This window comes from Paenibacillus sp. BR1-192 (genome assembly GCF_029542445.1).
Lineage (GTDB): Bacteria > Bacillota > Bacilli > Paenibacillales > Paenibacillaceae > Paenibacillus_AQ > Paenibacillus_AQ lautus_A.
In genome coordinates this window covers 4,233,396-4,258,534 of record NZ_CP120718.1, presented here as the reverse complement: position 1 = coordinate 4,258,534, position 25,139 = coordinate 4,233,396, and the positions used below count along the sequence as shown (strand labels likewise).

17 protein-coding genes are annotated in these 25,139 nt (G+C 55.9%); 16 read left to right on the top strand and 1 reads right to left on the bottom strand.

What is annotated here, in order from left to right; translation table 11 throughout:
• Positions 1–14 precede the first annotated feature (14 nt).
• The 4 genes from P0X86_RS18840 to P0X86_RS18825 are packed head-to-tail and all read left to right on the top strand — an operon-like array spanning position 15 to position 5,377.
• The gene (locus P0X86_RS18840) at positions 15–782 is read left to right on the top strand and encodes an SDR family NAD(P)-dependent oxidoreductase (RefSeq protein ID WP_277746182.1); all 768 of its coding nucleotides are present in this window, start codon (positions 15–17) and stop codon (positions 780–782) included.
• 8 nt (positions 783–790) lie between these two features.
• On the top strand, positions 791–2,101 hold the full coding sequence (locus tag P0X86_RS18835; RefSeq protein ID WP_277746181.1) for an alginate lyase family protein: 1,311 nt from the start codon (positions 791–793) through the stop codon (positions 2,099–2,101).
• Positions 2,083–3,024: a heparinase II/III domain-containing protein gene (locus tag P0X86_RS18830; protein WP_481858306.1), complete on the top strand. Its 942-nt coding sequence runs from the start codon at positions 2,083–2,085 to the stop codon at positions 3,022–3,024. The genes P0X86_RS18835 and P0X86_RS18830 overlap by 19 nt, the downstream gene beginning before the upstream one ends.
• Complete coding sequence (locus P0X86_RS18825; RefSeq protein WP_277746180.1) at positions 3,008–5,377, top strand: DUF4962 domain-containing protein; 2,370 nt, start codon at positions 3,008–3,010, stop codon at positions 5,375–5,377. Before P0X86_RS18830 ends, P0X86_RS18825 begins: the two co-directional genes overlap by 17 nt.
• Positions 5,378–5,538: 161 nt before the next feature.
• On the opposite strand, the gene P0X86_RS18820 is transcribed toward P0X86_RS18825, so the two are convergent.
• Positions 5,539–6,426 (bottom strand): helix-turn-helix transcriptional regulator, encoded by an 888-nt coding sequence (locus P0X86_RS18820; RefSeq protein ID WP_277746179.1) that lies wholly within the window; start codon positions 6,424–6,426, stop codon positions 5,539–5,541.
• Between the two features lie 190 nt (positions 6,427–6,616).
• Between P0X86_RS18820 and P0X86_RS18815 the strand changes: the two genes are divergently transcribed.
• From P0X86_RS18815 to iolG, 12 genes are all read left to right on the top strand, one after another.
• Entirely contained in the window at positions 6,617–7,666 is a 1,050-nt protein-coding gene (locus tag P0X86_RS18815; protein WP_277746178.1) for a Gfo/Idh/MocA family protein, read from the top strand.
• 199 nt (positions 7,667–7,865) lie between these two features.
• Positions 7,866–10,172 carry a helix-turn-helix domain-containing protein gene (locus tag P0X86_RS18810; RefSeq protein ID WP_277746177.1) on the top strand — a complete coding sequence of 769 codons (2,307 nt, stop codon included), beginning with the start codon at positions 7,866–7,868 and terminating at the stop codon, positions 10,170–10,172.
• 440 nt (positions 10,173–10,612) lie between these two features.
• Positions 10,613–12,238, top strand: coding sequence for an extracellular solute-binding protein (locus P0X86_RS18805; RefSeq protein WP_481858150.1), 1,626 nt, complete (start codon positions 10,613–10,615; stop codon positions 12,236–12,238).
• An 84-nt stretch (positions 12,239–12,322) separates the two neighbouring features.
• Positions 12,323–13,225 (top strand): ABC transporter permease, encoded by a 903-nt coding sequence (locus P0X86_RS18800; RefSeq protein ID WP_036660881.1) that lies wholly within the window; start codon positions 12,323–12,325, stop codon positions 13,223–13,225.
• Between the two features lie 26 nt (positions 13,226–13,251).
• The gene (locus P0X86_RS18795; RefSeq protein ID WP_213578983.1) at positions 13,252–14,127 is read left to right on the top strand and encodes a carbohydrate ABC transporter permease; all 876 of its coding nucleotides are present in this window, start codon (positions 13,252–13,254) and stop codon (positions 14,125–14,127) included.
• A 25-nt stretch (positions 14,128–14,152) separates the two neighbouring features.
• Positions 14,153–15,928, top strand: coding sequence for a hypothetical protein (locus P0X86_RS18790; protein ID WP_277746176.1), 1,776 nt, complete (start codon positions 14,153–14,155; stop codon positions 15,926–15,928).
• Positions 15,925–18,147 carry a glycoside hydrolase family 88/105 protein gene (locus P0X86_RS18785; RefSeq protein ID WP_277746175.1) on the top strand — a complete coding sequence of 741 codons (2,223 nt, stop codon included), beginning with the start codon at positions 15,925–15,927 and terminating at the stop codon, positions 18,145–18,147. Before P0X86_RS18790 ends, P0X86_RS18785 begins: the two co-directional genes overlap by 4 nt.
• Before the next feature lie 127 nt (positions 18,148–18,274).
• Positions 18,275–20,140 (top strand): 3D-(3,5/4)-trihydroxycyclohexane-1,2-dione acylhydrolase (decyclizing), encoded by a 1,866-nt coding sequence (gene iolD / locus P0X86_RS18780; protein ID WP_277746174.1) that lies wholly within the window; start codon positions 18,275–18,277, stop codon positions 20,138–20,140.
• Between the two features lie 232 nt (positions 20,141–20,372).
• Positions 20,373–21,287, top strand: coding sequence for a myo-inosose-2 dehydratase (gene iolE / locus P0X86_RS18775; RefSeq protein ID WP_277746173.1), 915 nt, complete (start codon positions 20,373–20,375; stop codon positions 21,285–21,287).
• 252 nt (positions 21,288–21,539) lie between these two features.
• Positions 21,540–22,553 (top strand): 5-dehydro-2-deoxygluconokinase, encoded by a 1,014-nt coding sequence (iolC, locus tag P0X86_RS18770; RefSeq protein ID WP_277746172.1) that lies wholly within the window; start codon positions 21,540–21,542, stop codon positions 22,551–22,553.
• A 52-nt stretch (positions 22,554–22,605) separates the two neighbouring features.
• Positions 22,606–24,051: a CoA-acylating methylmalonate-semialdehyde dehydrogenase gene (locus tag P0X86_RS18765; protein WP_015735883.1), complete on the top strand. Its 1,446-nt coding sequence runs from the start codon at positions 22,606–22,608 to the stop codon at positions 24,049–24,051.
• Positions 24,052–24,075: 24 nt separating this feature from the next.
• Positions 24,076–25,107 carry an inositol 2-dehydrogenase gene (gene iolG, locus P0X86_RS18760; RefSeq protein ID WP_192571532.1) on the top strand — a complete coding sequence of 344 codons (1,032 nt, stop codon included), beginning with the start codon at positions 24,076–24,078 and terminating at the stop codon, positions 25,105–25,107.
• Positions 25,108–25,139: the final 32 nt, after the last annotated feature.

Below are 25,139 nucleotides of genomic sequence, written 5' to 3'. Positions count from 1 at the left end.
CAGGAGGGATCAACATGCAAATAAATCTATCGGGTAACGTCGCTTTAGTCACAGGATCTAGCGGAGGAATCGGTCGGGCGGTTGCCATCATGCTGGCGAGAAGCGGAGCCAAGGTAGCGCTGAATTATCTGAACAGCAAGGAGGCTGCCGAAGAGGCCGTTGCCGAGATCCGAGATTTTGGCGGCGAAGCCCACGCTTTTCGCGCAGACGTTGCGCAAGCAGAACAGGCGGAGGCGCTTGTGGCGGAAGTGGAAAAGGCGTTCGGCGGACCGGTGACGATTCTGGTTAACAATGCGGGGCATTTGGTCCAGCGGCTGGCCAATGCGGAAATGACCGAGGAGCTCTACGCCAAGATCATGGACGTCAATATGAAAAGCACGGTATTCGTGAGCAAAGCCGTCATTTCGGGCATGAAAGCGGCCGGTCAAGGCCGCATCGTGAACATGACCTCCGTTGCGGCGCACAACGGCGGTGGACCGGGCGCCAGCATTTATGCAGCGAGCAAGGCTGCCGTCCTGAGCTTTACCAAAGGCTTGGCGAAGGAGCTCGCTTCAAGCGGAATTAACGTGAATGCCGTATCCCCGGGCTTTATCGGGCAAACGGCGTTTCACGCGACCTTTACCCCGGATGATGCGCGCAAAGCTACCATTCAGGGCATTCCGCTTGGGCGAGAGGGCACGCCGGACGATGTCGCCGGCTCCGTGCTGTTTCTCGTTTCGGACCTGTCTTCTTATATAACGGGTGAGACGATCGAAATCAACGGCGGCATGTTCATGCGATGAGGGATGGGATGAAGGTGAAGGCGAAGCTGAACTCGTATGCGTGGGGCGTGCAAACGATCGATATTCTGAAGGCCGAGCTGGACCAAGTAATGGACCAGAAGCTGGATGTTCCCCTCGAGCCCGGCGGCTGGTGGCACCAATTCGTTTGTCCCGAACATCATACGGAGCTGTTGTTTGATCCTCTGGAAGCCGACGGCAGCACCTTTCGCTGTCCGCATGGCTGCGAATGGGAAGGAGAACCGTATCGGGGAGCATGGCTGGTATTCAAGCATCAGGCCATGGCCCGATATGCTCTGCAATCCGCCGCCGTCTATGCGGGCACGGGGGAGAAGGTTTACGCCGATCTTGGAAAAAGGCTGATCGTTCGGTATGCGGAGCAATTTCCGCTGTATCCTGTCCACCCGGATGCGCAGCCATGGATGCTGAAAGGGAGGGCATTCCATCAGGCTTTAACCGAAGCCATCTGGGCAACGACGCTTCTTCGTGGATATCTGCTTCTGCGGGATGAGGGCGTATGGTTTGATGAGGCGGACCTTCGGAAGATTGACCGGTTCCTGCACATGCTGGAGAGCAGCATGACGGAGTATCATCATATTTTGTCCCGGGAACGCGGAAATCCTGAGAACAACTATACCGCTTGGCTGATCGCCGCTTTGTTCTGTATCTATGCGGTGCAAGGCGAAACGAAGAAGCTGAAGCAGCTGGTTGAGCAGGAAGGCGGGCTGCGCCATCATCTCACCATTGCCGTCAAGCCCGATCAGCTTGAATTTGAAGGCAGCATTTACTATCACGTATTCGTGCTCCGTGCTTACCTGATTGCTGCGGAAATGGGGAGCAGGGTTGGTGAAGAGCTTTTTTCCCTGAGAGGGGAGCAAGGCCAATGCATGCAGGGAATGTTATCGGTCCTGGTTCGATTGTCAGACCCAAACGGCTTCCTGCCTGCACTTCACGACGGTCCTTATCGCAGGGAACCATTCGCGCGAGAAATTGCGGAAGTTGCGGAGATCGGCTTATCCGTGTATGGGGATAAGAGCTATCGACGATTGCTTGGCCATGCATATCGGGAACTGAACGGAGAAGCCGGCAGAATCGGCATGCTGGAGGCACTGCTGTACGGCACGGGATCTTGGGATGGCCGAAACGAAATGGCCGCTCCAGGCATGAGGAACTCCCGTATGTTGAAATCGGGCGAGATATGGGAAACGGGGGATATTATCGAAGTACAGGTCACCCGTGAGGTCCCAAGACCGGGTGACGCTATGCAAGCAGATCGTGATCTGACAGCTCATGAAGCGGGGGGATCGCAGGCGGTACCTTAAACCATGCGGACGGCGAATCGCTTAATTCCGTTTTTCTTCCTCACAGCGGGTTCGCCCTGTTAAGGACGAACGATCCCCAAGGCCTTCAAGCGCTGATTGATTTTGGCCCCCATGGCGGATCGCATGGTCACTTTGATAAATTGAATCTGATGATTCATGCCGGGGATCAGCCTCTTTCGCCAGATCGTGGAACTGTACCTTATGGATCGGTTCTGAAAAAGGAATGGTACCCCCATACTGCCTGCCATAACACCGTCTCCGTAGGCGGCCGCTCGCAGAATCCGGCCGAAGGCAAATGCATGCGGTATGAATCCGCTCCAAACCGTTCCTATATTTGGGTTCGGGCCGATAAGGCCTACGATCATGGCGTTCTGGACCGGCATTTGATCATGGCGGAAGATTGGCTGCTGGATTGGTTCGAAGTGGAATTGGATGAACCGGCCGCCTTGGATTGGTGGTTTCATTACGTCGGCACAGGGCAGCTTCGCCAAGGTTCGGATGAGGTTCAGTACAGCGGGTCGGCGGAACCGGGAAACGAGGACGGACGCGCATACGTAAAAGAGCGCTCCTCTAATGTATGGTCCAGAGACGGTATGCAGGTTGACCTTCATATCGCTAACGAGTCAGGAGCGCTTGCGGTAGCATCCTTTGCCACCTTTGAAGGAACGGTATGCTCACGAGTGGAATCACCTGGGCTTGCTGACGATCCCAGCCGTCACATGGAAGGAATCCGGCTTCACCGATTGGATTCGAAAGCCCGCTTCATCGTCGTTTATCGTGCCGGAGATGAGCCGATATCCTTGCGATGGACGCATGCTGCGGACGGGGATTGGCTCCATCTGTCGGATGGGAGGACGACAAGAAGCTTTACAATGACCAACAACGGGTTGAAGGAGAGGGTGCTCGATGAAAACCTTGTTTGAACCGAAAAGCGGATTATTGTCCGTGCCGTATCAACCGGACGAAGGGAGTAAGCTGCTTGAGAATCCTCCCCGTTTCACCTGGATGCCGGGACAGCTTGAGGACGACCTTTATATGCTGCAGATCTCGACTTCACCCTCGTATGAAACGGGGGTTACGACGACGATTTCGCCGATTCCCTATAACTTATACACTCCGGATCGACCGCTGGAGCCGGGTACTTATTATTGGCGCTACGCCTTGCTGACCGGGGAGCAAGTGGAGGATACCGCAGATTTGGAGCATAACCGTTCTTCTTGGAGCCAATCCCGAATGTTTCATGTCCCGGAGGGGCTGCCCGAGACTCCCCTGCCCGGCAGAGTGGAAAGGTACGAACGCACGCATACCGGTCATCCGCGGTTATGGTTGGACGAAAAGGGGATTGAGGCCTTCCGGGAAGGTCTCCGCAAGGATGAAGATTACTGCGGCTGGCAGGCCTTTTACGAGAGATCGGTCCTTCCATGGGTGAATAAGCCGCTAATCCCGGAACCGGAGCGTTATCCGGGCAACAAGCGCGTCGCGAAGCTGTGGCGACAAATGTACATGGATTGCCAGGAAACGCTCTATGCCGTCCGGCATTTAAGCGTGGCAGGAGTTATATTGCAGGATGATGCATTGATAGCCAAAGCGAAAACGTGGCTGCTTCACGCGGCCCGTTGGGATACGGAGGGAACAACGTCCCGCGATTACAACGATGAAGCCGCTTTCCGCATGGTCGGGGCGCTTGCCTGGGGGTACGACTGGCTTCACGATTACCTCGGCGCTGAGGAGATTGATCTCGTCAGGGGCGCCTTGCTGCGCCGAACCGAGCAGGTGGCCTTCCATGTGATGGAGCGCTCGAAGATCCATCATGTCCCTTACGACAGCCATGCGGTTCGTTCGTTATCCTCGGTTCTGGTCCCAGCCTGCATCGCCTTGCTTCATGAAGAAGCGAGCGCGCGGACATGGCTGGATTACACGCTGGAATACTACGCCTGCCTCTACTCCCCATGGGGCGGAGAGGACGGGGGCTGGGCAGAAGGGCCGCTCTATTGGACAACCGGCATGGCATTCGTGATCGATGCGCTCAATCTCATTCGCAATTACGTAGCGATCGATTTTTATAAACGTCCGTTTTTCGGGCGCACCGGCGATTTTCCGCTATATTGCAGCAGTCCGGATACGATTCGGGCCAGCTTCGGCGACCAGTCCTACCTCGGAGAACCGGTCAGCCTGAAGACGGCCTTCAATATTCGCCAGTTTGCAGGCATTACGGGGAACGGGCTGTATCAATGGTATTTCGAACAAGTGGCCAAATCGGATACGGATGCCGACTCCAAATTTTATAATTACGGCTGGTGGGATTTCCGGTTTGACGATATGCTGTATCGGCATGACTTTCCTCAGGTGGAAGCCGTTCCTCCATCGGATACCGTTCCCTTTGCCTTATCGGACGCTTTGGAACCCAATGAAGGGGCCATTCAATCCGTCAAATGGTTCCGCGATATTGACTGGGTGGCAATGCATCACCGGATGGATGATCCGGATGAACACATCATGCTGCTTGCGAAGAGCAGCCGTTACGGCTCGATGAGCCACAGTCACGGTGACCAGAACGGCTTCCTGCTGCACGCATACGGCGAGCCGCTGGCTATCGAGAGCGGGTACTATATCGCCTTCGGCAGCACGATGCATATGAACTGGCGTAGGCAGACGCGCTCCACGAACAATATTCTTATCGATGGCCATGGTCAGTATGCGGGAAAAGACAAGGTTCTCTGCATCGAGGCCAGCGGCAGGGTGGAGCAAGTCGACGCTGCAGCAGGCTTGGGGTACGCCCGCATGAACGCAACGCAGGCCTATCGGGAGAATGTCCCCTACCTGGAGCGTTATGTGCGCGAAATCTATTTCTTCGACGAATCTTATGTTGTGATCGTGGATACGGTGGACCTTGCCAAGCCAGCCAGCATCGAGTGGCTGTTCCATGCCTTGAACCGGATGAAGCTGTCGGGGCAGACCTTCCGAGTGATGGGCAGCAAAGCGGAGATGGAGGGACGATTCGTGTACTGCTCCTCAGGCGATCTATCGCTGAATCAGCATGATCAATTTACCGGCGTCGATCCCGAAGAGATCGAAGGGCTGGATAATCAGTGGCATCTGCATGCGGAGACGAAGTCAGCTTCAAGCCATCGCATCGCGACTCTCCTGGTGCCGATGAAGGTGGATGAGAGTAAATACGTCTCGTATTTTCTGGACGATCAGGACCATGGGGTTCATATCTATTTCACGAACGAAGACGGGAATACCAGGAAAGTGGAGGTGCCCAAGGCGTATTAAGTGGGGCTTCGCCGATGCGATAACGAATGCCAAAAGACTCAACATACAGCAGCCTTTGCTGGAGTTGAGTCTTTTATTATATAGGATGCATGGTGCCAATTTATCATCGAGCAGGGAGCAGCTTGAAATAACAGCTAAGCAATCAGGATCAACTTGCAGCTTTATACCATCCTTGCCTGGGAAGGCGTCATGCCCTTGTACTGTTTATACAGCTTGGTAAAATAATTCGGGTTGCTGCAGCCGACGATGCCGGCAATTTCCGTGATGGTCAACGTCCGTTCGCGAAGCAGCCGTTCCGCTTCATTCATCCGGGTCAGGTTGACGTAATCCACGAAGGTGCGGCCCGTTAAACGCTTGAACATTCTGCAAAAATGAAACGGATTCAAACCGACTTCCGCAGCGGCGGCCTCCACTGGCAATTTCTCGCCGATGTTGTTCTCGATATGCTGTATCAGCTTTTTATAACGCTCCCGATTCGCAAAATAAGGCTCGTTCGTTGTCTCCGCGAGCTGTGCGGGCATGAACGTGCGCGCCAGCAGCACGAACAGGGTGTACAGCTTCGACTTGGCAATGAGCTCATAAGCCGGACGGCGGACGGCAAGCTCTTCAATGACTTCATCCAGCAGCGGATAGCAATCTGCGCCAGCCGGGTCACTCTCCGCAGGCTTGACGGGAAAACGCAGCCGGCCTTCCATATATGGAGCGACATAACGCGAGTGAACCGGATCATGAAGAGAATCGTTGAACAGGGATGCATTCACCACGACGCAATCAAACCGCACATCGCCATCCTCGAGGGCATAACCCACATGCAGACTGCCGCCCGGGATGATGATGAACTCTCCAGCCTTAACGTCATATGGGGTGGTATCAATATGGAACACGGCGCGCCCTTGGCGCATGCATAGGATCTCGAAGTGCTCATGCCAGTGGAGATAGAGGATGCAATCCTTCGTTTTGGCACCGGGACAGAAGTTATGAAATACCTGTACGGGATACGCCTTATCGCCAAGCCTGGTATTCTCATGAAGCTCTCTAGGATAGGACATACGAATTCACCTCGAACCGCAAGATAAGAGTGGTATTGCACAAGGTTGTATAGAGATATTGTTGTGTCTCGCCATTATAATGAAGTTGCTTCATCTACATTAAGCCAATATCGGAATGATTACAACCACTAGGCGATGATTTGAAAGCGGTTAATCAAACGATGACGTATTCAGGGGGAGTAATGGAAATATGACCACGGCGTTTAAAGTTGTTATCGCGGGATGCGGGAGCATGGCGAATACTTGGGCGGATTATGCCAAAGGGCGGGAGGACGTTGAAATCGTGGGTCTCGTGGACATTCAGGAGACTTTCGCGAAGGCATTTGCCGATCGGCACGGTCTTTCCTGTCCGACGTATGACAATATTAACGATGCACTTGCTTCAAGCGGTGCGAATATCGTATTCGATGTGACCATTCCCGCCAGCCACTATGGGATTAGCACGGCTGCGCTGAAGCACGGGTGTCATGTATTCAGCGAAAAACCGTTAGCGGAATCGATGACGGAATGTCTGGATATCGTGAAGCTGGCGGAGTCTGCTGGCAGAACCCATGCCGTCATGCAAAACCGCCGATTTGATCCGCGAATACGTGCTTTCAAGTCTTTGATCGATAGCGGAGCGATCGGAAAGCCCGGTTTCATAGGGGCCGATTTCTTTCTTGGCGCGCATTTCGGCGGATTTCGGGACCTGATGGACAGTCCCCTGCTGCTAGATATGGCCATTCACACCTTCGATCAGGCCCGCATGATCAGCGGAGCCGATCCGGTATCCGTATATTGTCAGGAGTTCAACCCGCCCGGTTCCTGGTACGCCGGCAATGCGATGGCGATATGCATCTATGAAATGTCGGACGGCTCCGTGTTCAATTACCGCGGGTCCTGGTGTGCCGAAGGCGCTCAAACCTCCTGGGAAGCCGCCTGGCGCGTCACGGGTGAGAGGGGAACGGCAATCTGGGACGGACATGACGAGATCTATGCGGAGGTCGTGGCGGAAGGGGATCAATCGGGAAGCTTCATTCGGAAGTATGAGCGGATCGAAGGCACGCTGCCTGCCATGGCGAAGACCGGACATCATGGCTGCCTGGAAAATATGTTTCACGCACTGGAAGCCGGCATCAAGCCGGAAACGGACTGCAGCGACAACGTATACAGCATGGCGATGGTGCTGGCTGCATTGGAAAGCGCCAAGACCGGACGGAAAATCATGATCTCGGAGTTCATGAACGGAATGGGCGTTTAACCTTGGCTGAGGAGTACTCGAAACGTATCCTGCCTCTGAGCTCGAATAGCTTTGCAGTTACGTGCGGGGCGTGAACAAAAGCATAGAAGAAGTCGCGATAATCGCGGCTTTTTTTATTGTAACAATGGATGTCCTCGTTTCAATGCTGTATCAGCGTCCTTCTTTCGAAGACAGCCCTCTTCCAGGGAGGGACACGGACATGCTACAATATAGCACAAGCATAAGTAAAACGCTTAACCTGGAAGAGAAAGGAATGACTTCTTTGCAGCAAAACTGGTACCGCAAGCTGCTTCTCTCCTATTTTCCCATATTCCTCATCACGATTACGATCCTGGTGTTTCTTTCATTCATCATGTTTAATGAGGCCTCGCGCGAAGAGGCAGCCAAAGCGAACGGAATTTCCACGCGTTTTATTATGGAAGATCTGGATCGTTCCATCAACGCCATCGAGATGAACGTGCTGAACGAAGTGGAGACGAGTGCCCTATACTCAAGCTATCTGTTCAGCAACCCGTCATCCGACCAAAATTTGATGTACTCGCTTGTCAAACGTCTCCGCGGGTTACAATCGGGCAGCGACCTGATCGAATCGGTCTATTTATACCGTCATTCGGATCAGTCGGTGCTGACCACCAGCGGCCAAAGCCCGCTCTCGACTTTTCCGGACCGTTCTTATATCGAGTTTGCCGTGAAAGAGCACGACTACCGGGGGTGGTCCGCCGTTCGATCCATGACGGGACTCGGGGAGAACGAGCCGAAGCAGGTCATCTCCATGTATAAAAATTTGCCGCTTCCCTTCGGAAGCCAAGGGCTGCTCGTCATTAACGTAAGCATGTACCGGGTGGAGCAGATGATCAATCCGATGATAAATGACAGCGTTTCCTTTTTGAATATTTTGGACTCCAGCGGAGATCTCATATTTGAAGCATCCCAAATCGGAGAGGATAAGCGGGCCAAAGAAGGCAAGGTGCTGACGACGCTGCAATCGGATCAGCTGGGATGGACTTTTGAAAGCGGTCTCCGGGTCGGGCAGCTCTATGCTTGGGTGTCGGTCGTATCCTACATCTGGATCGTGATCGGCTTCGTAACCGTGGTGCTTGCCGTTATTTATATCGTCTATGTTACCAGGCGGAATTATCAGCCGATCAAAGCCATGATGAACCGCATCGAGTCCATTCAGCTCAACATGCCCCAGGCCGCCAAGGATGAGCTTTCCATGATCGATAGTGCGCTTGAAAGCCTGATCAGCCGGTCCATGGACTATGACAAAAAGCGGCACGAGAATCTCCAGCTTCAGCGCAGCCAGCTGTTCATGGACCTGATCAGCGGGCAGAAGCCCGAAGAGGAACTGCTGTCCCGGATGGCAGAGCTGATTCCGATGAAGCTGCCGGAACAGCCGGCGGGTTACGTCATCCTGCTCGGTGAAATCAACGATTACAGCGGTTTTCAGGATGTTCATACCGTCCGCGACCAGAACGTGCTGAAGTTTGCCTTGATGAACGTGTTCCAGGAGCTTGCACGCAATGCCGGCTTCAACAGCTGGCTAGAATGGATCGCCGGCAGCCGCGTAGGCATTCTGATCGCGCTTCCGGAGATGAAGGAGGAGACGCGTGCTTCCCTGATCCGCGCAGCTGAGGAATGTCGGAGCTGGGTCGAGGAAAAGCTTCGTTTGTCGGTGAGGTTCGGGCTGGGCAGCACGGTTGCCGGGCTGCATGAAATAGGCGCTTCGCACCAATCAGCCTCCGAGGCGCTCGGCCACAGGCTGGCGATGGGCGATCATGCCGTGCTGGTCGGGGACGAGCTGCCCCGGGGAGATTTAAGCCGCCTGCTTCCTTATCTGAATGAAATCTCGGAGCTGGTCAAGGACTTCCGATTAAATAATGAAGGCTGGAGAACCCGTCTGAAGGACATGTTTGTTTCATTCAAGGCAGAGCGTCTGAAGGACGATACGATCCGTTCTCTGGTCAACAGCATGCTTCAGCTGCTGGCCCGGGAGGTCGGTGTGTTATCCGACGAGCTGAGGAACCAGCTGTCGGAGGGCAGGGAGCACGTACTGGCTGGAGCCGCAACCTTAGAGGAGCTGCAGAGCAGGATCACCGATCAGTTGACGGAAATTTACCGCACCTATGTTGCGCTTAGCGAAACCAAGAGCTACCGTGCCATGATCAGCGAGATGAAGCACTATATAGAAGAGCAATTCGACGATCCGAATTTGTCCCTGAAGCATCTGAGCGACCGTTTTCAGATTTCCGGAAAATATGCAAGCTATCTGTTTAAGATGGAATACGATATGAAATTCGTGGATTTCCTCGTACAGCTGCGCATGAAGCGGGCGGAGGAGCTTCTGGCGCAGACCGACCTCTCGATACAGGAAATTGCGGAGAAGATTGGATACGCCAACTCCATTACCTTCGGGCGGGTGTTCAAACGGACGTCGGGTGTGACGCCGGGCGACTACCGAAAGCTGCAAATGAAGCCTGCTCCGGGGACGGAGCTCGGATCCTAGAAAGCGCTTCGATAACGAAAACGGTTTATGATTATAGTTTATCCAGAAACGGGTGCAGAAGTTTCCGGCCGGAAGCAGCACCCGTTTCGCATTTTCTGGAGAATGTCGGTATGCGTACCGAATGCAGCGGGTGATGTGGAAGGGTTCTGCAAACGGAACAAACTCCGGATATATCAAGCATTAAAGTCATGATTAGAAAACGGTTTAGATAACGAAAATCGTCATTTTTCTACGTTGAAACCTTGTAACGAAGCGGGTTCTCGCGTTTGGAATTTGGTTTATTGTCATCCGCTTGCCCTTGAGGCATACTGAGAACACCCGAGAGGTTAAGCGCTTACATTATGGGATCCGAAGCAATTCGGATGAATCCGCAGCTTTCTATCATGAATAAGATCGGCGCAAATCGGCAGGGACATAATCCAAATAGAAAAGGGGATGTAATGATGGCAGCAAGCAAGAAAAAATGGGGCAAGCTCGCAAAGCTCACGCTGGTCATGTTGATGGTCGGAACGGTCGTATTATCCGGGTGCTCCTCAGGCTCTGGCAGCAGCACCAATGCTTCGGGCGGGGATTCCGGCTCCAATGACGGCAAGCAGGTTACGCTGAAGGTCGAAATTTTTGACCGCGGCAATACACCGAAGCCTTATACCATCACCGACAGTTATCTTACCCGATATATCCAGGACAACTTTGGAACCCCTAACAACATTAAGATGGAATTCGTACCGGTCCCCCGTTCCGAGGAGATCAAGAAGCTGAACGTTCTCATGGCCAGCGGCGGCAATGTGCCGGATATCGTATTTACGTATGACACGCCGACCTTCAACCGCTACGCGGAGCAGGGCGGGCTGACGGAACTGACGGATTTGATCAACGAGCACGGTCCGAATCTGAAGGAATTCCTCGATGAGGACGCGATGAGTTACGGCCAGTACATGGGCAAACAGTTCGCCGTTCCCGGCAAACGGGCCTTCCTTGGCAAGTATTCTTCCTTTATCCGCGCCGATTGGCTGGAAAAGCTCGGCATGGAGGTGCCTCAAACGACCGATGAGCTGTACGCGGTTTTGAAAGCTTTTAAAGAAAAGGATCCGGGCGAAACCGGCGGCAAGGTGATTCCCTTCGGCATGACGATCGAACCGGCTCAATATGATCCGCTGATCTGGTCCTTTATTCAGCCGACTACGGAAGAGCAGAAGTATACGCTGCTGCAAAAGCTCGGAGCCAACGACTATCCGACGCTGCTTCCGGGCTTTAAGGATGCGCTGCAATTTTTCAACAAGCTTTACAACGAAAGGCTGATCAGCCGCGACTTCAGTTTGGACGAAGACAAGAAGCAGTTGACCCAGGACGTGACCAACGGTCTTACGGGCTTCCTGACGGAGGATTATCCGAACATGTACTACGCCGACGGCACCTATGATACGCTCCTCAAAAACCAGCCGGACGCCAAGCTTACGCCGATTGATCCATTCACCAACTCCGAAGGCAAGCATGCGAAGCCGGAATACGCTCCAAACGGCATGTACATCATGATTCCGAAAACAAGCCAACATGCTGAAGAAGCGATCAAATACCTGAATTGGATGGCTGACCCGGACAATCTGCTGGCGCTGCAAAACGGCGTGGAAGGCGAAAACTACGAAATGGTGGACGGCATTCCCGTCATGAAGACCGACGCCCCTCAAGAGGTGATTGACCGACTTTACAACAGCGGCGACATTGCCATTATCGCCAACGGTAATTTTGTAGGCGACGAAACGCAGAACCGGGAGAAACTGACAACCAACTTCCCGGAAAAGTTCCAGGATCTGCATCGCAAGGCCGTGGAAATCTCGGCAACGGATACGTTTAAGCCGGTCAATTTCGACCGTCCGATCGAGGCTGAGGCGAAATACGGCACGAACCTGCAGGCCAAATACGAAGAGATGATCGTGAAGACGGCCATGGCGAAACCGGAAGATTTCGAGAAAACATTTGAAGCGACCATGAAGGATTACATGGTCAGCGGCGGCCAGGCGATTCTTGATGAGCGGACCAAAGTTTATCAGGAAATGCAACCTGAGTAAACCAGCGGGAAAAAGGAAAGGACGGCTTCTTCAAGAGGCCGTTCCTTCGCTCCCGGCGTCATGAGCAAGGAGAGGATGATACAGATGAGAGGAACCGTTTACCTGCGCCGGTACTGGCAATTATACGCACTGCTTGTTCTGCCTTTGGTCTATTTCATTATTTTCAAATACGGCCCGATGTGGGGCGTACAGATCGCCTTTAAGGACTTCAACTTCTTCCAAGGAATCACCGGAAGTGAATGGATTGGACTGGATGCCTTTCGCGAAGTTTTCCAGACCCAGGATTTTTATAAAACCCTCCGCAATACGCTGATGCTCAACCTGCTGGACCTTGTGGTATCATTTCCGGCGCCCTTGATTCTCGCCATCATGCTTCATGAACTTAGAATCCAGTGGTTTAAACGTTTGTCACAAACGATATTGTATATTCCCCATTTCATTTCATGGGTTATCATAGGCGGCATCGTATACCAGGTGTTCGGCACGCAATCCGGCATGATCAACAACATGCTGATGGCGCTCGGTTTTGAATCGGTACCTTTTCTAACCGAAAAAAACACGTGGCTCATTACGTACCTCGCGACGGGGGTGTGGCAGAGCGCCGGCTGGGGAACCATCCTCTATCTGGCTGCCTTGACCGGCATCAACAAGGAGCTGTTTGAAGCGGCGGAGGTGGACGGAGCGGGCAGATTCAAGCGCATCTGGCATATCACGCTGCCGGGCCTGAAAACGACGATTGTGACGCTCCTCATCATCAACCTCGGCAATATGATCTCGATCGGCTTTGACCGTCCGTTTGTCATCGGCAATAAAGCGGTCATGGATTACTCCGACGTGCTGAGTACCTATGTGTACCGGACGGGGCTGGAATCCGGGCAGTATACCCTGGCAACGGTGGTCGGCCTGTTCCAGGCTGTCGTCGGGCTGGTCTTTATCCTCGGCGCCAACTATGCATCCAAAAAACTGACGGACGAGTCCATCATTTAACGTTTTTGCAGAAAGGAGATTCATTCATGAGCGAGCGTGTATCGAACCGCGTTTTTGATTCCGTAAACATGATCCTGCTGGCGGTTTTCGTACTTCTCTGTCTGGCGCCTTTTTTCCATATTATCGCCATTTCTTTCAGTTCCAACCGGGCGGTAACGTCCGGCGAGGTGACGTTGTTTCCGGTGGAGTTCAGCCTTCAGGCTTATCAATCCGTATTCTCGGATTCCAGCATGATCCGTTCTCTCGGCTTTACGATTATGCTGACGCTGCTGACGACGGTGCTGTGCATGGTCATGACGATGATTGCCGCTTACCCGTTGACGAAAAAGAAGCTGAAGGGCCGCAAAGTGTTTATGTTTATCATCATTGTGACCATGTTCTTCAGCGGGGGCATTATCCCGGAGTACATTCTCGTGAAGGACTTGAACCTGCTGAATACGATCTGGGCGCTTGTTCTTCCGGGGCTGATCAGTCCGTTTTATCTGATTATCCTGATCTCCTTCTTCAACGGAATTCCGGAAAGCCTGGAGGAAGCGGCCGAGATCGACGGTACGAGCCAAATCGGAACGATGCTTCGAATCATTCTGCCGCTGTCTTTGCCGGTCATTGCGACGCTGAGCCTGTTCTACGCGGTCGGGCGCTGGAACGGATTCCAGGACACGCTGCTCTATATTACGAAGGAAGAGCTGTATCCGCTGCAGCTGAAGCTGTATCAGCTGGTACAGAACAATATGATTACGGATTTGACCCGCAACGAGGGACCGGCAGCCGGTGTCAGAGCAACCACGGAAAGTCTGAAAGCGGCAAGCGTCGTATTTGCCACGGTGCCGATTCTTGTTGTGTACCCGTGGCTGCAGCGTTACTTCGTCAGCGGCGTGATGCTGGGTGCCGTGAAGGGGTAAGGATGACGGATATTAGGGGGATCGTATGATGCTGAACAGGGTTTTTGAAGTCAATGACAGCTGGGTGCGGGAGGGGATGGACCGCCAGATCTTAGAGGAAACGCATCGCTGGCACGGCGGGGTGCGCACCATGGAGAACGGTTTGCCATCGCCCAACCATAACACAGGGACGCCGACCGCCATGGCGATATGGGCAGCAGCACTCTGTAATCCGGCATCGGCATATTACCGCGATAAGGAGCTGGCACACAGGTTTGCGCTTTCGGCCCGTTATATGCTTGCGGCTCAGCACGGCGACGGTACGATTTCGCCCGGCTGGACGAATTTCCATTCCCCGCCGGATACCGCCTTCGTGGTGGTTGGATATGCGCAAGCTGCACAGCTGATTCTGGCTGACGGTTGGGCGGAGCTGAAGGGAGCGGCTGCGGATATGCTGTTGTTTCTGGAGCGCACCTTGCCTGCGCTGATTACCGGAGGCTGCCATACGCCGAACCACCGGTGGGTGATCTGCGCGGCGCTGGGCTTCTTGAATGAGCTTTTTGATTCGCGGGATGCCTTGAAAAGGGCGGAGGAGTGGCTCGCCGAAGGCATGGACGCCACCTTGGACGGAGAATGGACCGAGCGCAGCAACGGGATCTACAACGTCGTCAGCGACGTCATGCTGATTCACGCGGCCAGGCTGCTGAAGCGTCCGGAGCTGCTGGTACCGGTACGGGCCAATCTGAAGATGATGACTTATTTGGTCCACCCGGACGGGGAAATCGTCACGGAATATTCCGGACGGCAGGATTATGGTCACAGTTTTGATATGTCGGGGTACTTCCTGCCGTCTCTGATGATGGCTTCCCTGGACCGCGATCCGGTATTTCAAGGGATGGCGGAACAGTCGCTGTCTCTGCTGAAACATCCCGGCGGAGCACCGACCAACGCAGCCGTTCGGCTGCTCTTGGATCCGGGTCTCATGCGCGAGCGTGCAGAGGCAACACCCATGCCGGAGCATTACCGCGTCGTGCTGAACGGCGAATTTCCAAGGGAGCGCTACTTGTCCGGATATGCCGGTGCCGGCCATCACGGCGTTATCCGATACAGCCGGATGCACACGGATTTTGGGGCTCCGGTCGCGCGAATCCGTGAGGGCCGCACCAGCGTGACCGTGAACACGGAGATGTCCTCCTTCTTTTCTCTGCGTCATGGAGCGGCTCGCCTTCTCGGCGTGCAGTTCGCTTCCTATTTCGACCCCGGCTTTGTCAAGATGAGCCGGCTGACGACGCTGGAGCAGGGATACCGGTTATCCGGCGAACAGGAAAAGGGTTATAACGGACCGGTGCCGGAAGCAGCTCTGCCTGATAGTGCAAGGGAAGGCGTCAGCCCTTGGTATCTGCTGCCGCATCACTGCCGTCCGCAGACGCATGTCCAGCGGCACAAGGTGGAGGTGGAAGTGGTGGAAGCGAGCGACGGCTGGAAGCTGGTCATTTCCTCGACGGAGCCGGAGGAGGTCGTGTCGCAAATCTCGCTGATTTTTCCGGCGGCAGGCAGTCTTAGCGGCGGAGAGCTTGCTCCAGCCGGCGGGGATGCCCAGTTCTGGATGGAAGGGAGCATTCGTTACGAGATGGACGGCGATTGGCTGGAAATCAGCGGGGGCGGATTGCAGCACACGGCGGCTGGCGTCCGGGAAGCGGCTTATCCGCTCGGCTTCCGAACGCTGCTGCTGAATGTGGTGACTCCCTTCGTGAAGGAGATTCATATCAAGCTTTCGCCAGCGGCGAGGTTCGACCGAACGGAAAGGGGAGGATCATCATGACAAGCTATATCGAAGCCCGTGAAAGCATACGGTATTGGATGGGCGACGATGATGCCGGGATACTGAAGACGATCGCAGGGCGCTATATCGGGGCGAATCCGGAAATTCCGTTCGCGCTGCGGCCGTTCGCCGAAACGGGTATTCTTCAGACCGAGGAAGGATATTATGACTTCAACTTCGGCGACCGGTTCCGGGAAGCGAAGCAAGGGGAGGCGGCCTACGCCCTTGGTCTGGTGTGGAGCGACGATGAACGTTCGCTGGATGCCGCGATCATGCCGTACAGCCCGATGCGCTTCTATCTGAACGAGCGGCTGATGTATCGTTCGGGTGCCGAGGACGAGATGAAGCCCGATGCCAAAATCGCCATTCCGCTGGTGCTGAGCCCGGGCTGGAACACATTGTTGATTGAGGTCCGGAGGACCGAAGCCGGATTCGGCTGCCGCTTCGGAGCCGTGGAGGGCAAGGTCCGCATTCTGCAGGTGCTGTCTCCTTTTGCAGACCGGAAGGACACCGCAGGTTGGGCATATGTCGGACCGCTGGCTGCCGGCACGCTCGGCGAAAGCGGCGTCTTTCCGAACGCTCACGGGTCCGAAGTAGACACCGGCATGGATTGGCTTCCGCTCACAGGCTGGAGTGAAGAGGAAGCGGATAAACCGAATTTCGAGAGAATATTCGGCTTGCCGGAGGCCCCGGCTGCGGGGTATGCATGGAGCCGGCTTAAGGTGCCTGCCGGCATCGACCATGTTGAGTTCAAGGGCAGCACTATGGGCAGGACGGAGATCTGGATCGGCGGTGATTCCGTCATGGACATTGAGGGGGGCGTCTTCGGTTGCAAGCTGCCCGCTTCGGCCTGCCGCGGGGATCTTTTGGTACGCAGCTGCCGCGGGCCGTCGGGATGGGGGGTTGAGCTTCATGCCTATGCTTCACAGGGAGAGCTGGAGTTTGAGCTTCCCGTCCCGGTACAAGGCGCCCCGTCTCCGTGGATGTATGCCGGGCCGCTGGCCGCAGGGGAGGAGCAAACGCCGGAGGAGGTGTGCTCGGTCAAGAGACTGTTTCCACGCGCGGACGGCCGCGGTTTGACCGGCTGGTCCCTGGATGCGCCGGGCTACCGGGTCAGGCCGTTCTATGAGAACGCCATGCTGAGCAACAAATGGACCTCCGGGTCCGCCACCAATTTCGGGCGCTGGGACTATCCGCTCGGTGTGACGATGTATGGACTTCTTCAAGCATCGCGAGCGCTGGGGCGGTCCGATATCGCGGAATATGCCCGGGCGCATATCGACATCTGCACCCAATGGTACGAATACGCCGTCTGGGACCGGGATACCTACGGATTTCCGTCCGTGAACCATCAGCTGGTGCTGATCAAGATGCTGGACAACTGTGGTTCGTTCGGCTCGGCGATGCTGGAAGACGATAAGGAAAGCGGCAATCCGGAAGTTGTAAAAGTCGCGGAGGACATTGCGGATTTTATGGTGAACCGACTGGAACGCCGGGAGGACGGCGCTTTCTATCGTCTGTGCGTTTCGGAGTATTCCGCAAATACGATGTGGGCGGATGATCTGTACATGAGCACGCCGTTCTTGTCACGCTACGCCGGGATGACAGGCGATTCCTCCTATCTGGACGAAGCGGCCAGGCAGTTCTTGAGGTACCGGGAGTATCTGTTCATGCCGGAGGAAGGCGTGATGAGCCACGTATTCGATTTCAAATACGGGAAAGCGACCCGAATTCCTTGGGGGCGCGGAAACGGATGGAGCCTGTTCTCCTTATCGGAACTGCTGGAACGTCTGCCGGAGGATCATAAGGACCGGCCTGCGCTGCTTGAGTTTTTCCGTAAATTGTGCGCCGGAATTGCTTCTTATCAGGGGGAGTCAGGACTCTGGAGGCAGGTTATTACCGATTCGGAAGCTTATGAGGAAGCTTCCTGCTCGGCCATGTTCGCCTATGCCTTTGCCAGAGGCGTCCGGTTCGGCTGGCTGGAGGAACCGGCACCTTTTGCCGATGCAGCCATTCGAGCATGGCAGGGGTTGACCGAGCAGGCCATCGACCGTCACGGCAGCGTGCACGGAGTGTGCAGCGGATCCCGTTATTCATTCACCGGGGACTATTATAAGCATGATCTGCTCACGGTGGTCAATGACAACCACGGGATCGGGATCATGATGCTGGCGTGCGCGGAGATCATGAAATTGAAAGGCATGCTGAACGGCAAGTAAGGCATACACTTTCATTAAAGCGCTTAACCGTTAACTGGTTAGGCGTTTCGGTACGATGAGTTAAGCGCTTAATTCATAAATGGCTTTCTTCACAGGATATATTGACGATGAAAAGGAGATGAACCGGTTGACAACGATTCGATTAACGATGGCACAGGCGCTGCTGAAATTTTTGGATGCACAGTATGTTTCCGTCGATGGGGTAGAGACGAAGTTTGTGCGCGGGGTAATGGGAATCTTCGGCCACGGCAACGTGACCGGTCTTGGCGAGGCTTTGGAACGAAGCGCCGGGGATCTGGTTTATATGCAGGGCAAAAACGAACAGGGCATGGTGCACGCCGCGACGGCGTACGCCAAGCAAAAGAACCGGCGGCAAATCTGGGCCTGCACTTCCTCCATCGGACCCGGCGCGCTGAATATGGTCACCGCGGCGGCAACGGCAACCGTGAACCGTATTCCGGTACTGCTGCTGCCTGGGGACAACTTTGCCTGCCGCCAGCCTGATCCGGTACTTCAGCAGATCGAAGCCTCTTCGGACTACACCGTATCGGCCGCCGATGCATTCAAGCCGGTGAGCCGGTACTGGGACCGGATCTCCCGGCCGGAGCAGCTGATTGCGGCGGCCCGGCAGGCGATCCGCGTCTTGACGGATCCGGCGGAGACGGGAGCGGTCACCCTCGCGCTGCCGCAGGACGTGCAGGCTGAAGCTTACGATTACCCCGAATCGCTGTTCGAGAAAACCGTGCACGCCATCGACCGCCGACCGCCTGCGGCAGATGGACTGATGCGGGCGGCGGCGCGGTTTGCAGCAAGCAAGCGGCCGCTCATCATCGCCGGAGGCGGCGTGCACTACAGCGAGGCAACCGGGGATTTGGCTGCCTTTGCGGAAGCCTTCGGTATCCCGGTCGCAGAAACGCAGGCCGGTAAAAGCGCGCTTCCCTGGAATCACCCCCTGAACCTGGGGGCGATGGGCGTAACCGGCTCGCTGGCGGCGAACCGCGCAGCGGCAAAGGCCGATCTGATTATCGGCATCGGCACCCGCTATTCAGACTTTACGACGTCCTCCAAATGGGGGTTTCAACGGGAGGACGTATCGTTCCTGAACCTGAACGTCAACAGCGCGGATGGAGCCAAGCTCGGCGGCGAAGCGCTGATCGCCGATGCGAAGGAAGGGCTGCAGGCACTGAAGGAGATCCTGTCTCAAAAAGGCTATCAAGCCGGGTACGAAAAAGGCGAGCTTGCTGAGCTGAAAGCCGAGTGGGACAGCGAGGTAGACCGTCTGTACGCTGCGGAGCATCCCGACGGCTTGTCGCAGACGAGGGCGCTCGGCGTCATCAACGAGGTCATCTCCCCGTCATCGGTCATCGTCTGTGCGGCTGGCAGTCTTCCGGGAGATCTGCACCGGTTATGGAGACCGGCCGAACCGAAAACGTACCACATGGAATATGGTTTCTCCTGCATGGGATATGAGGTAAGCGGCGCCTTGGGCGTGGTCCTGGCGGAACCGGACCGCGAGGTCTACGCGCTGGTGGGGGACGGCAGTTATTTGATGATGCACTCGGAGCTGGTCACCAGCTTGCAGGAAGGCCGCAAGATAACGATACTGCTGTTCGACAACCACGGCTTCCAATGCATTCACAATTTGCAGCGGAGCAACGGCAGCGACGGCTTCGGCAACGAGTTCCGCCGCCGCGAGGAAGGCACGGGACAACTCACCGGCGATTATCTTCCGATTGATTTTGCCGCCCACGCACGCGCGCTAGGGGCTAAAGCCTACAAGGGCCGCACGCCGGCAGAACTGCATGCAGCACTGCTTCAGGCACGGAAGGAAACGGTGACAACGCTGATCGAAATTCCGGTCGTTCCGGGAACGAACACCGACGGTTACGAGTCCTGGTGGCGCGTGGAGGTGCCAGAGGTGTCGGCCTCAAGCAAGGTAACCGATGCGCAGCGCCAGATGGCGGCTCGAAGCAAGGAAGCCAGGCCCTACTAAGCGGCTGCGCTGAAAGGCCTTTAACTTTATAGCCTAAGGATGTGGTTGATGACCGTCATCCAACGCGAAACATCTGCGCCGGAGAAAGCAAGCGCAGTGCGGACAAGAAAGGCTGTCAAGGTAGCCCGATAGACGGAAGGCCATGAAGGTGTTCGGGGCAAGAAAGCCGCCTGCTAAGGGCACTTGAGCAAGGAAGCATGCCCCTACCTCACAAAGCAAAGGAGTGCTGGATATGAGCAACAGGCTGTTTAAGCTTGGGATCCATCCCATCAACTGGGTCGGCGAGGATGTAAAAGAGCATGGAGACGGCACGGCGTTTGAGACGATTGTGGACGATATTGCGGCTTTGGGGCTGAAAGGCACGGAGATGGGCCGTAAATTCCCGAAGGATCCTGCGGTTCTGAAGCGGGAGCTGGATGCCCGCGGTATCCAGCTGGTTTCCCAGTGGAAATCGGTGCTGTTCTCCGATCCCGATTACCGGAAGCAGGAGCTGGAGGACTACCGCCGGCATGCGGAGTTTTTGGCGGGGTTCGGCAGCAAAGTCATCAGCACGGCGGAGGTAGGCGGCTCGCTGCATTTCGATCCCCGCCGGACGCCGAATGAGAGCATCGTGCTCCGTTTGGATGACGCCGGATGGGAAAGCCTGGCGGAAGGGCTGAACCAGGCAGGGGAGATTGCGGCGAGTTACGGCATGAAGCTGGCTTATCATCATCATGGCGGTACGGTTGTGGAGCAGCCTTACGAGGTCGACCGGCTGCTGGCCATGACCGACGCTTCGCTGGTGTCTCTCCTGTACGATACCGGTCATGCCTATTACGGGGGGAACGACCCGCTGGAGCTGCTCCGCAAGCATTATGACCGGATCGCGTATATCCACCTGAAGGATATCCGGCCTGATGTGCTGGAACAGGCGAGACTGGACAATTGCGATTTCGTAAGCTGCATCCGCAGGGGCGTGTTTACGGTTCCCGGCGATGGATGCATCGATTTCGCGCCGATAATCGGAGAGCTCGTTGAACGCGGCTATGACGGCTGGGCGATGCTGGAGGGTGAGCAGGATCCGGTGCTGCATCCGGCCAAGAAGTACGCTCAACGGGCGATTGAATACTTGGACAGCTTGGACGGACTGAAGAAGATACAGGGTTGAAGTCCACCTCTCGAGGGTCGAGCTTGGCTCAAGGCGACATGACTCCCGTTTGGGGAGGAATCGTAACTTACTCATCCCCCCCAGTAACGAACTCAAATGTGCGCGGCTTGAGCGGGGAGTGTTTACCGTTTGGAAGTTTTTAACTGAAAGTATTACGAGCTGTATGCGATACGGTCCATAGAAGAGCGGAGCCATGGAGTCAGAATCATATGGTTGCTCGGCCAGGGCCGATCCGAACGAGGAGGTTTATCCATGAGTGAAATCACGTTCAATAACGAAAAACCGATGGATTTCGTGGCCGTGGGCAGACTGTGCATCGACCTGAACGCCAATGAGATTAACCGGCCGATGGAAGAGACGAGCACGTTTACCAAATATGTGGGCGGATCCCCCGCCAATATCTGTATCGGGATGGCCCGCCTGGGCCTGAATACAGGCTTCATCGGCAAGGTGGCGGACGATCAGATGGGGCGTTTTATTACCAAATATCTGGAGGATAACGGGATTGCGACGAACGGCGTTTCCACCGACCACACGGGGGCCGTAACGGGTCTGGCTTTTACCGAGATCAGGAGCCCGACCGACTGCAGCATTCTGATGTATCGGGACAACGCCGCGGACTTGCTGCTGGAGACGGGGGAAGTGAGCGAGGAGCTGATCGCATCCGCCAAAATGGTACTCATCTCCGGGACCGCGCTCGCGGCCAGCCCCTCCCGGGAAGCCGTGTTTCTGGCTCTGGACTATGCCAAGCGCCACGGCGCCGTGATCGCGTTCGACCTCGATTACCGTCCGTACACCTGGAAATCCCCGCAGGAGACGGCAACCTATTACAATTTAGCGGCGGAAAAATGCGACATTGTCCTCGGCACGCGCGAGGAGTTCGATATGATGGAGCAGTTCGGCGGCAACCCGGAACGAAGCGACCGCGTCACGGCTGCCAATTGGTTTGATTACAGGGCCAAAATCGTCATTATCAAGCACGGCAAGGAGGGGTCTATCGCTTATACCCCCGGCGGTGCCAGCCATACGGCCCAAAGCTTTCCGGCAAAGGTCATCAAGACGTTCGGAGCGGGGGATTCGTATGCCGCCGGCCTCCTGTACGGCCTGATGCAGGGCTGGGCCATCGAACGCTGCATGGAGTTCGGAAGTGCTGCAGCGAGCATCGTCATCTCCAGCCACAGCTGCTCCGATGCGATGCCGACAAGCGCCGCCGTTCTCGATTATATCGAGCGCTGCAAGCGAGGCGAAATTACCGCCAATTCTTGAAGGAGCATTCATTATTTTATTCTGACTGATTCATCGAAAGGAGCCAACGCGTATGACGCAAATCCTGAACAATTATATCGGCGGAGAATTCGTGCCATCCCGATCGGAACGCAGCGATCCGGTCTACAACCCGGCGACGGAAGAAATCCTTGCTTACGTTCCGCTTTCCACCAAGGAGGATGTGGACCAGGCGGTGCAGGCCGCCGCCAAAGCCGGACGCGACTGGGCCAAGACCGCCGTGCCGCGACGCGCGCGGATTCTGTTCAAGTATCAGCAGCTGCTCGTGGAGCACTGGGAGGAGCTGGCACGCCTGATTACGGCGGAGAACGGCAAAAGCTATGCCGAAGCCTACGGCGAAGTCCAGCGCGGCATCGAATGCGTCGAGTTTGCCGCAGGCGCGCCGACGCTGATGATGGGCAAACAGCTTCCGGACATCGCCACCCATTTGGAATCCGGCATGTACCGGTATCCGGTCGGCGTTGTGGCCGGCATCACGCCGTTCAATTTTCCGATGATGGTGCCATGCTGGATGTTTCCGCTCGCCATCGCTTGCGGCAACGCGTTCGTGCTGAAGCCTTCGGAACGTACGCCGCTCCTGGCTCAGCGCCTGGCAGAGCTGTTCTCGGAAGCGGGCCTGCCGGACGGCGTCCTGAACCTCGTTCACGGCGCCCATGATGTAGTCAACGCTTTGCTGGAGCATCCCGGCATCGCCGCCGTGTCCTTCGTCGGCTCCCAACCGGTGGCGGAGCATGTGTACAAAACCGCTTCTTCCCATGGCAAGCGCGTGCAGGCCTTGGCCGGAGCAAAAAACCACAGCATCGTGATGCCGACAGCCGATTTGGACGCCGCCGTCACCCAGATCGTCAGCGCTGCCTTCGGCTCTGCCGGTGAGCGCTGCATGGCCTGCTCCGTGGTGGTGGCCGTAGGGGACGTAGCCGAACCGCTGATCGCGAAGCTGAAGCAGGCGGCCGATGAAATCTCCATCGGCAACGGAGCGGACGAAGGCGTCTTCCTGGGGCCGGTGATCCGGCAAGCCCACAAGGAGCGCACGCTCTTTTATATCGAAGCGGGCGAGCGGGAAGGAGCGAAGCTGATTCGTGACGGCCGCGCGGACGAGGCCGTGAACGGGGCCGGATATTTCGTCGGACCGACGATTTTCGATGAAGTGACAAGCGAAATGAAGATTTGGAAGGACGAAATTTTCGCCCCGGTGTTGTCCATCATGCGGGCGGAAACACTGGATGCGGCCATCGACATATCGAACCGCTCCGATTTCGCCAACGGGGCTTGCCTGTTCACGCAGGACGGCAGCGATGTGCGCCAGTTCCGCGAACATATCGATGCCGGCATGCTGGGCGTAAACCTCGGCGTTCCTGCGCCGATGGCTTTCTTTCCGTTCTCCGGCTGGAAAAACTCCTTCTATGGAGACCTGCATGCCAACGGCACGGACGGCGTGGAATTCTATACCCGCAAAAAAATGGTGACGGCGCGCTGGTAGCCCTGAAGCAGAGGAGACGTTCATATGAAAACCATTCATATCGGAATCATCGGTGCCGGACGAATCGGCAAAATCCATGCGGATAACCTGCTGCGCATCCCCGGCGCGAAAATTTCGGCCATCGGCGACCTGTTCGCCGGCGATGAGCTGCGTGCCTGGGCGGCGTCGCGGGGCATCCCCGTCGTCACAAACAACAGCATCGAAATCTTGGAAAGCCCGGATATCGATGCCGTGTTGATCTGCTCCTCGACGGATACGCATGTCCCGTTCATTAAGCAGGCCGCCGCAAACGGCAAGCATATTTTCTGCGAGAAGCCGGTCAGTTTGAGCGTGGACCAGACCCTCGAAGCGCTGGCGGCCGTAAAAGCGGCAGGCGTTAGCCTGCAGATCGGCTTCAACCGCAGGTTCGACCACAACTTCAGACGCGTTCGGGAGATTGTATCCGAGGGAAGGATCGGGGAACCGCATCTGATCAAGATCACCTCGCGCGATCCGAACCCGCCGCATCCGGAATATATTAAAGGTTCCGGCGGCCTGTTTATGGATATGGCGATTCATGATTTTGACATCGCCCGTTACCTATCGGGCAGCGAGGTGGTCGAGGTGTTTGCCCAAGGCGCGGTGCTGGTGGACCCCGCCATCGGCGAGCAGGGCGATATTGACACAGCCGTGACGATGCTTCGGTTTGAAAACGGCGCGCTCGGCGTCATCGACAACAGCCGCCAAGCCGTCTACGGGTATGATCAGCGGGTGGAGGTATTCGGCTCCGGCGGCAGCGTGACCGCCGACAACGATTATCCGAGCACCACGGTGGTCAGCGGCCCGGAAGGCGTCACCCGTGACAAGCCGTTGTATTTCTTTCTGGAACGGTACACGGAAGCGTACATGAACGAGGCGAAGCAGTTTATCGAAAGCCTTCAGAACGGCACGCCAGTGCCGGTTAACGGTCACGACGGCCTGCAGGCGGAGCTGATTGCGCTGGCGGCTAAACGCTCGCTGGAACAGGGCCGTCCGGTGAAGCTGGCCGAGCTGACCGCCGGTACTTCAGTGGGTTAATAGCTTCGTGATTATCAGATCTGATCCACGAC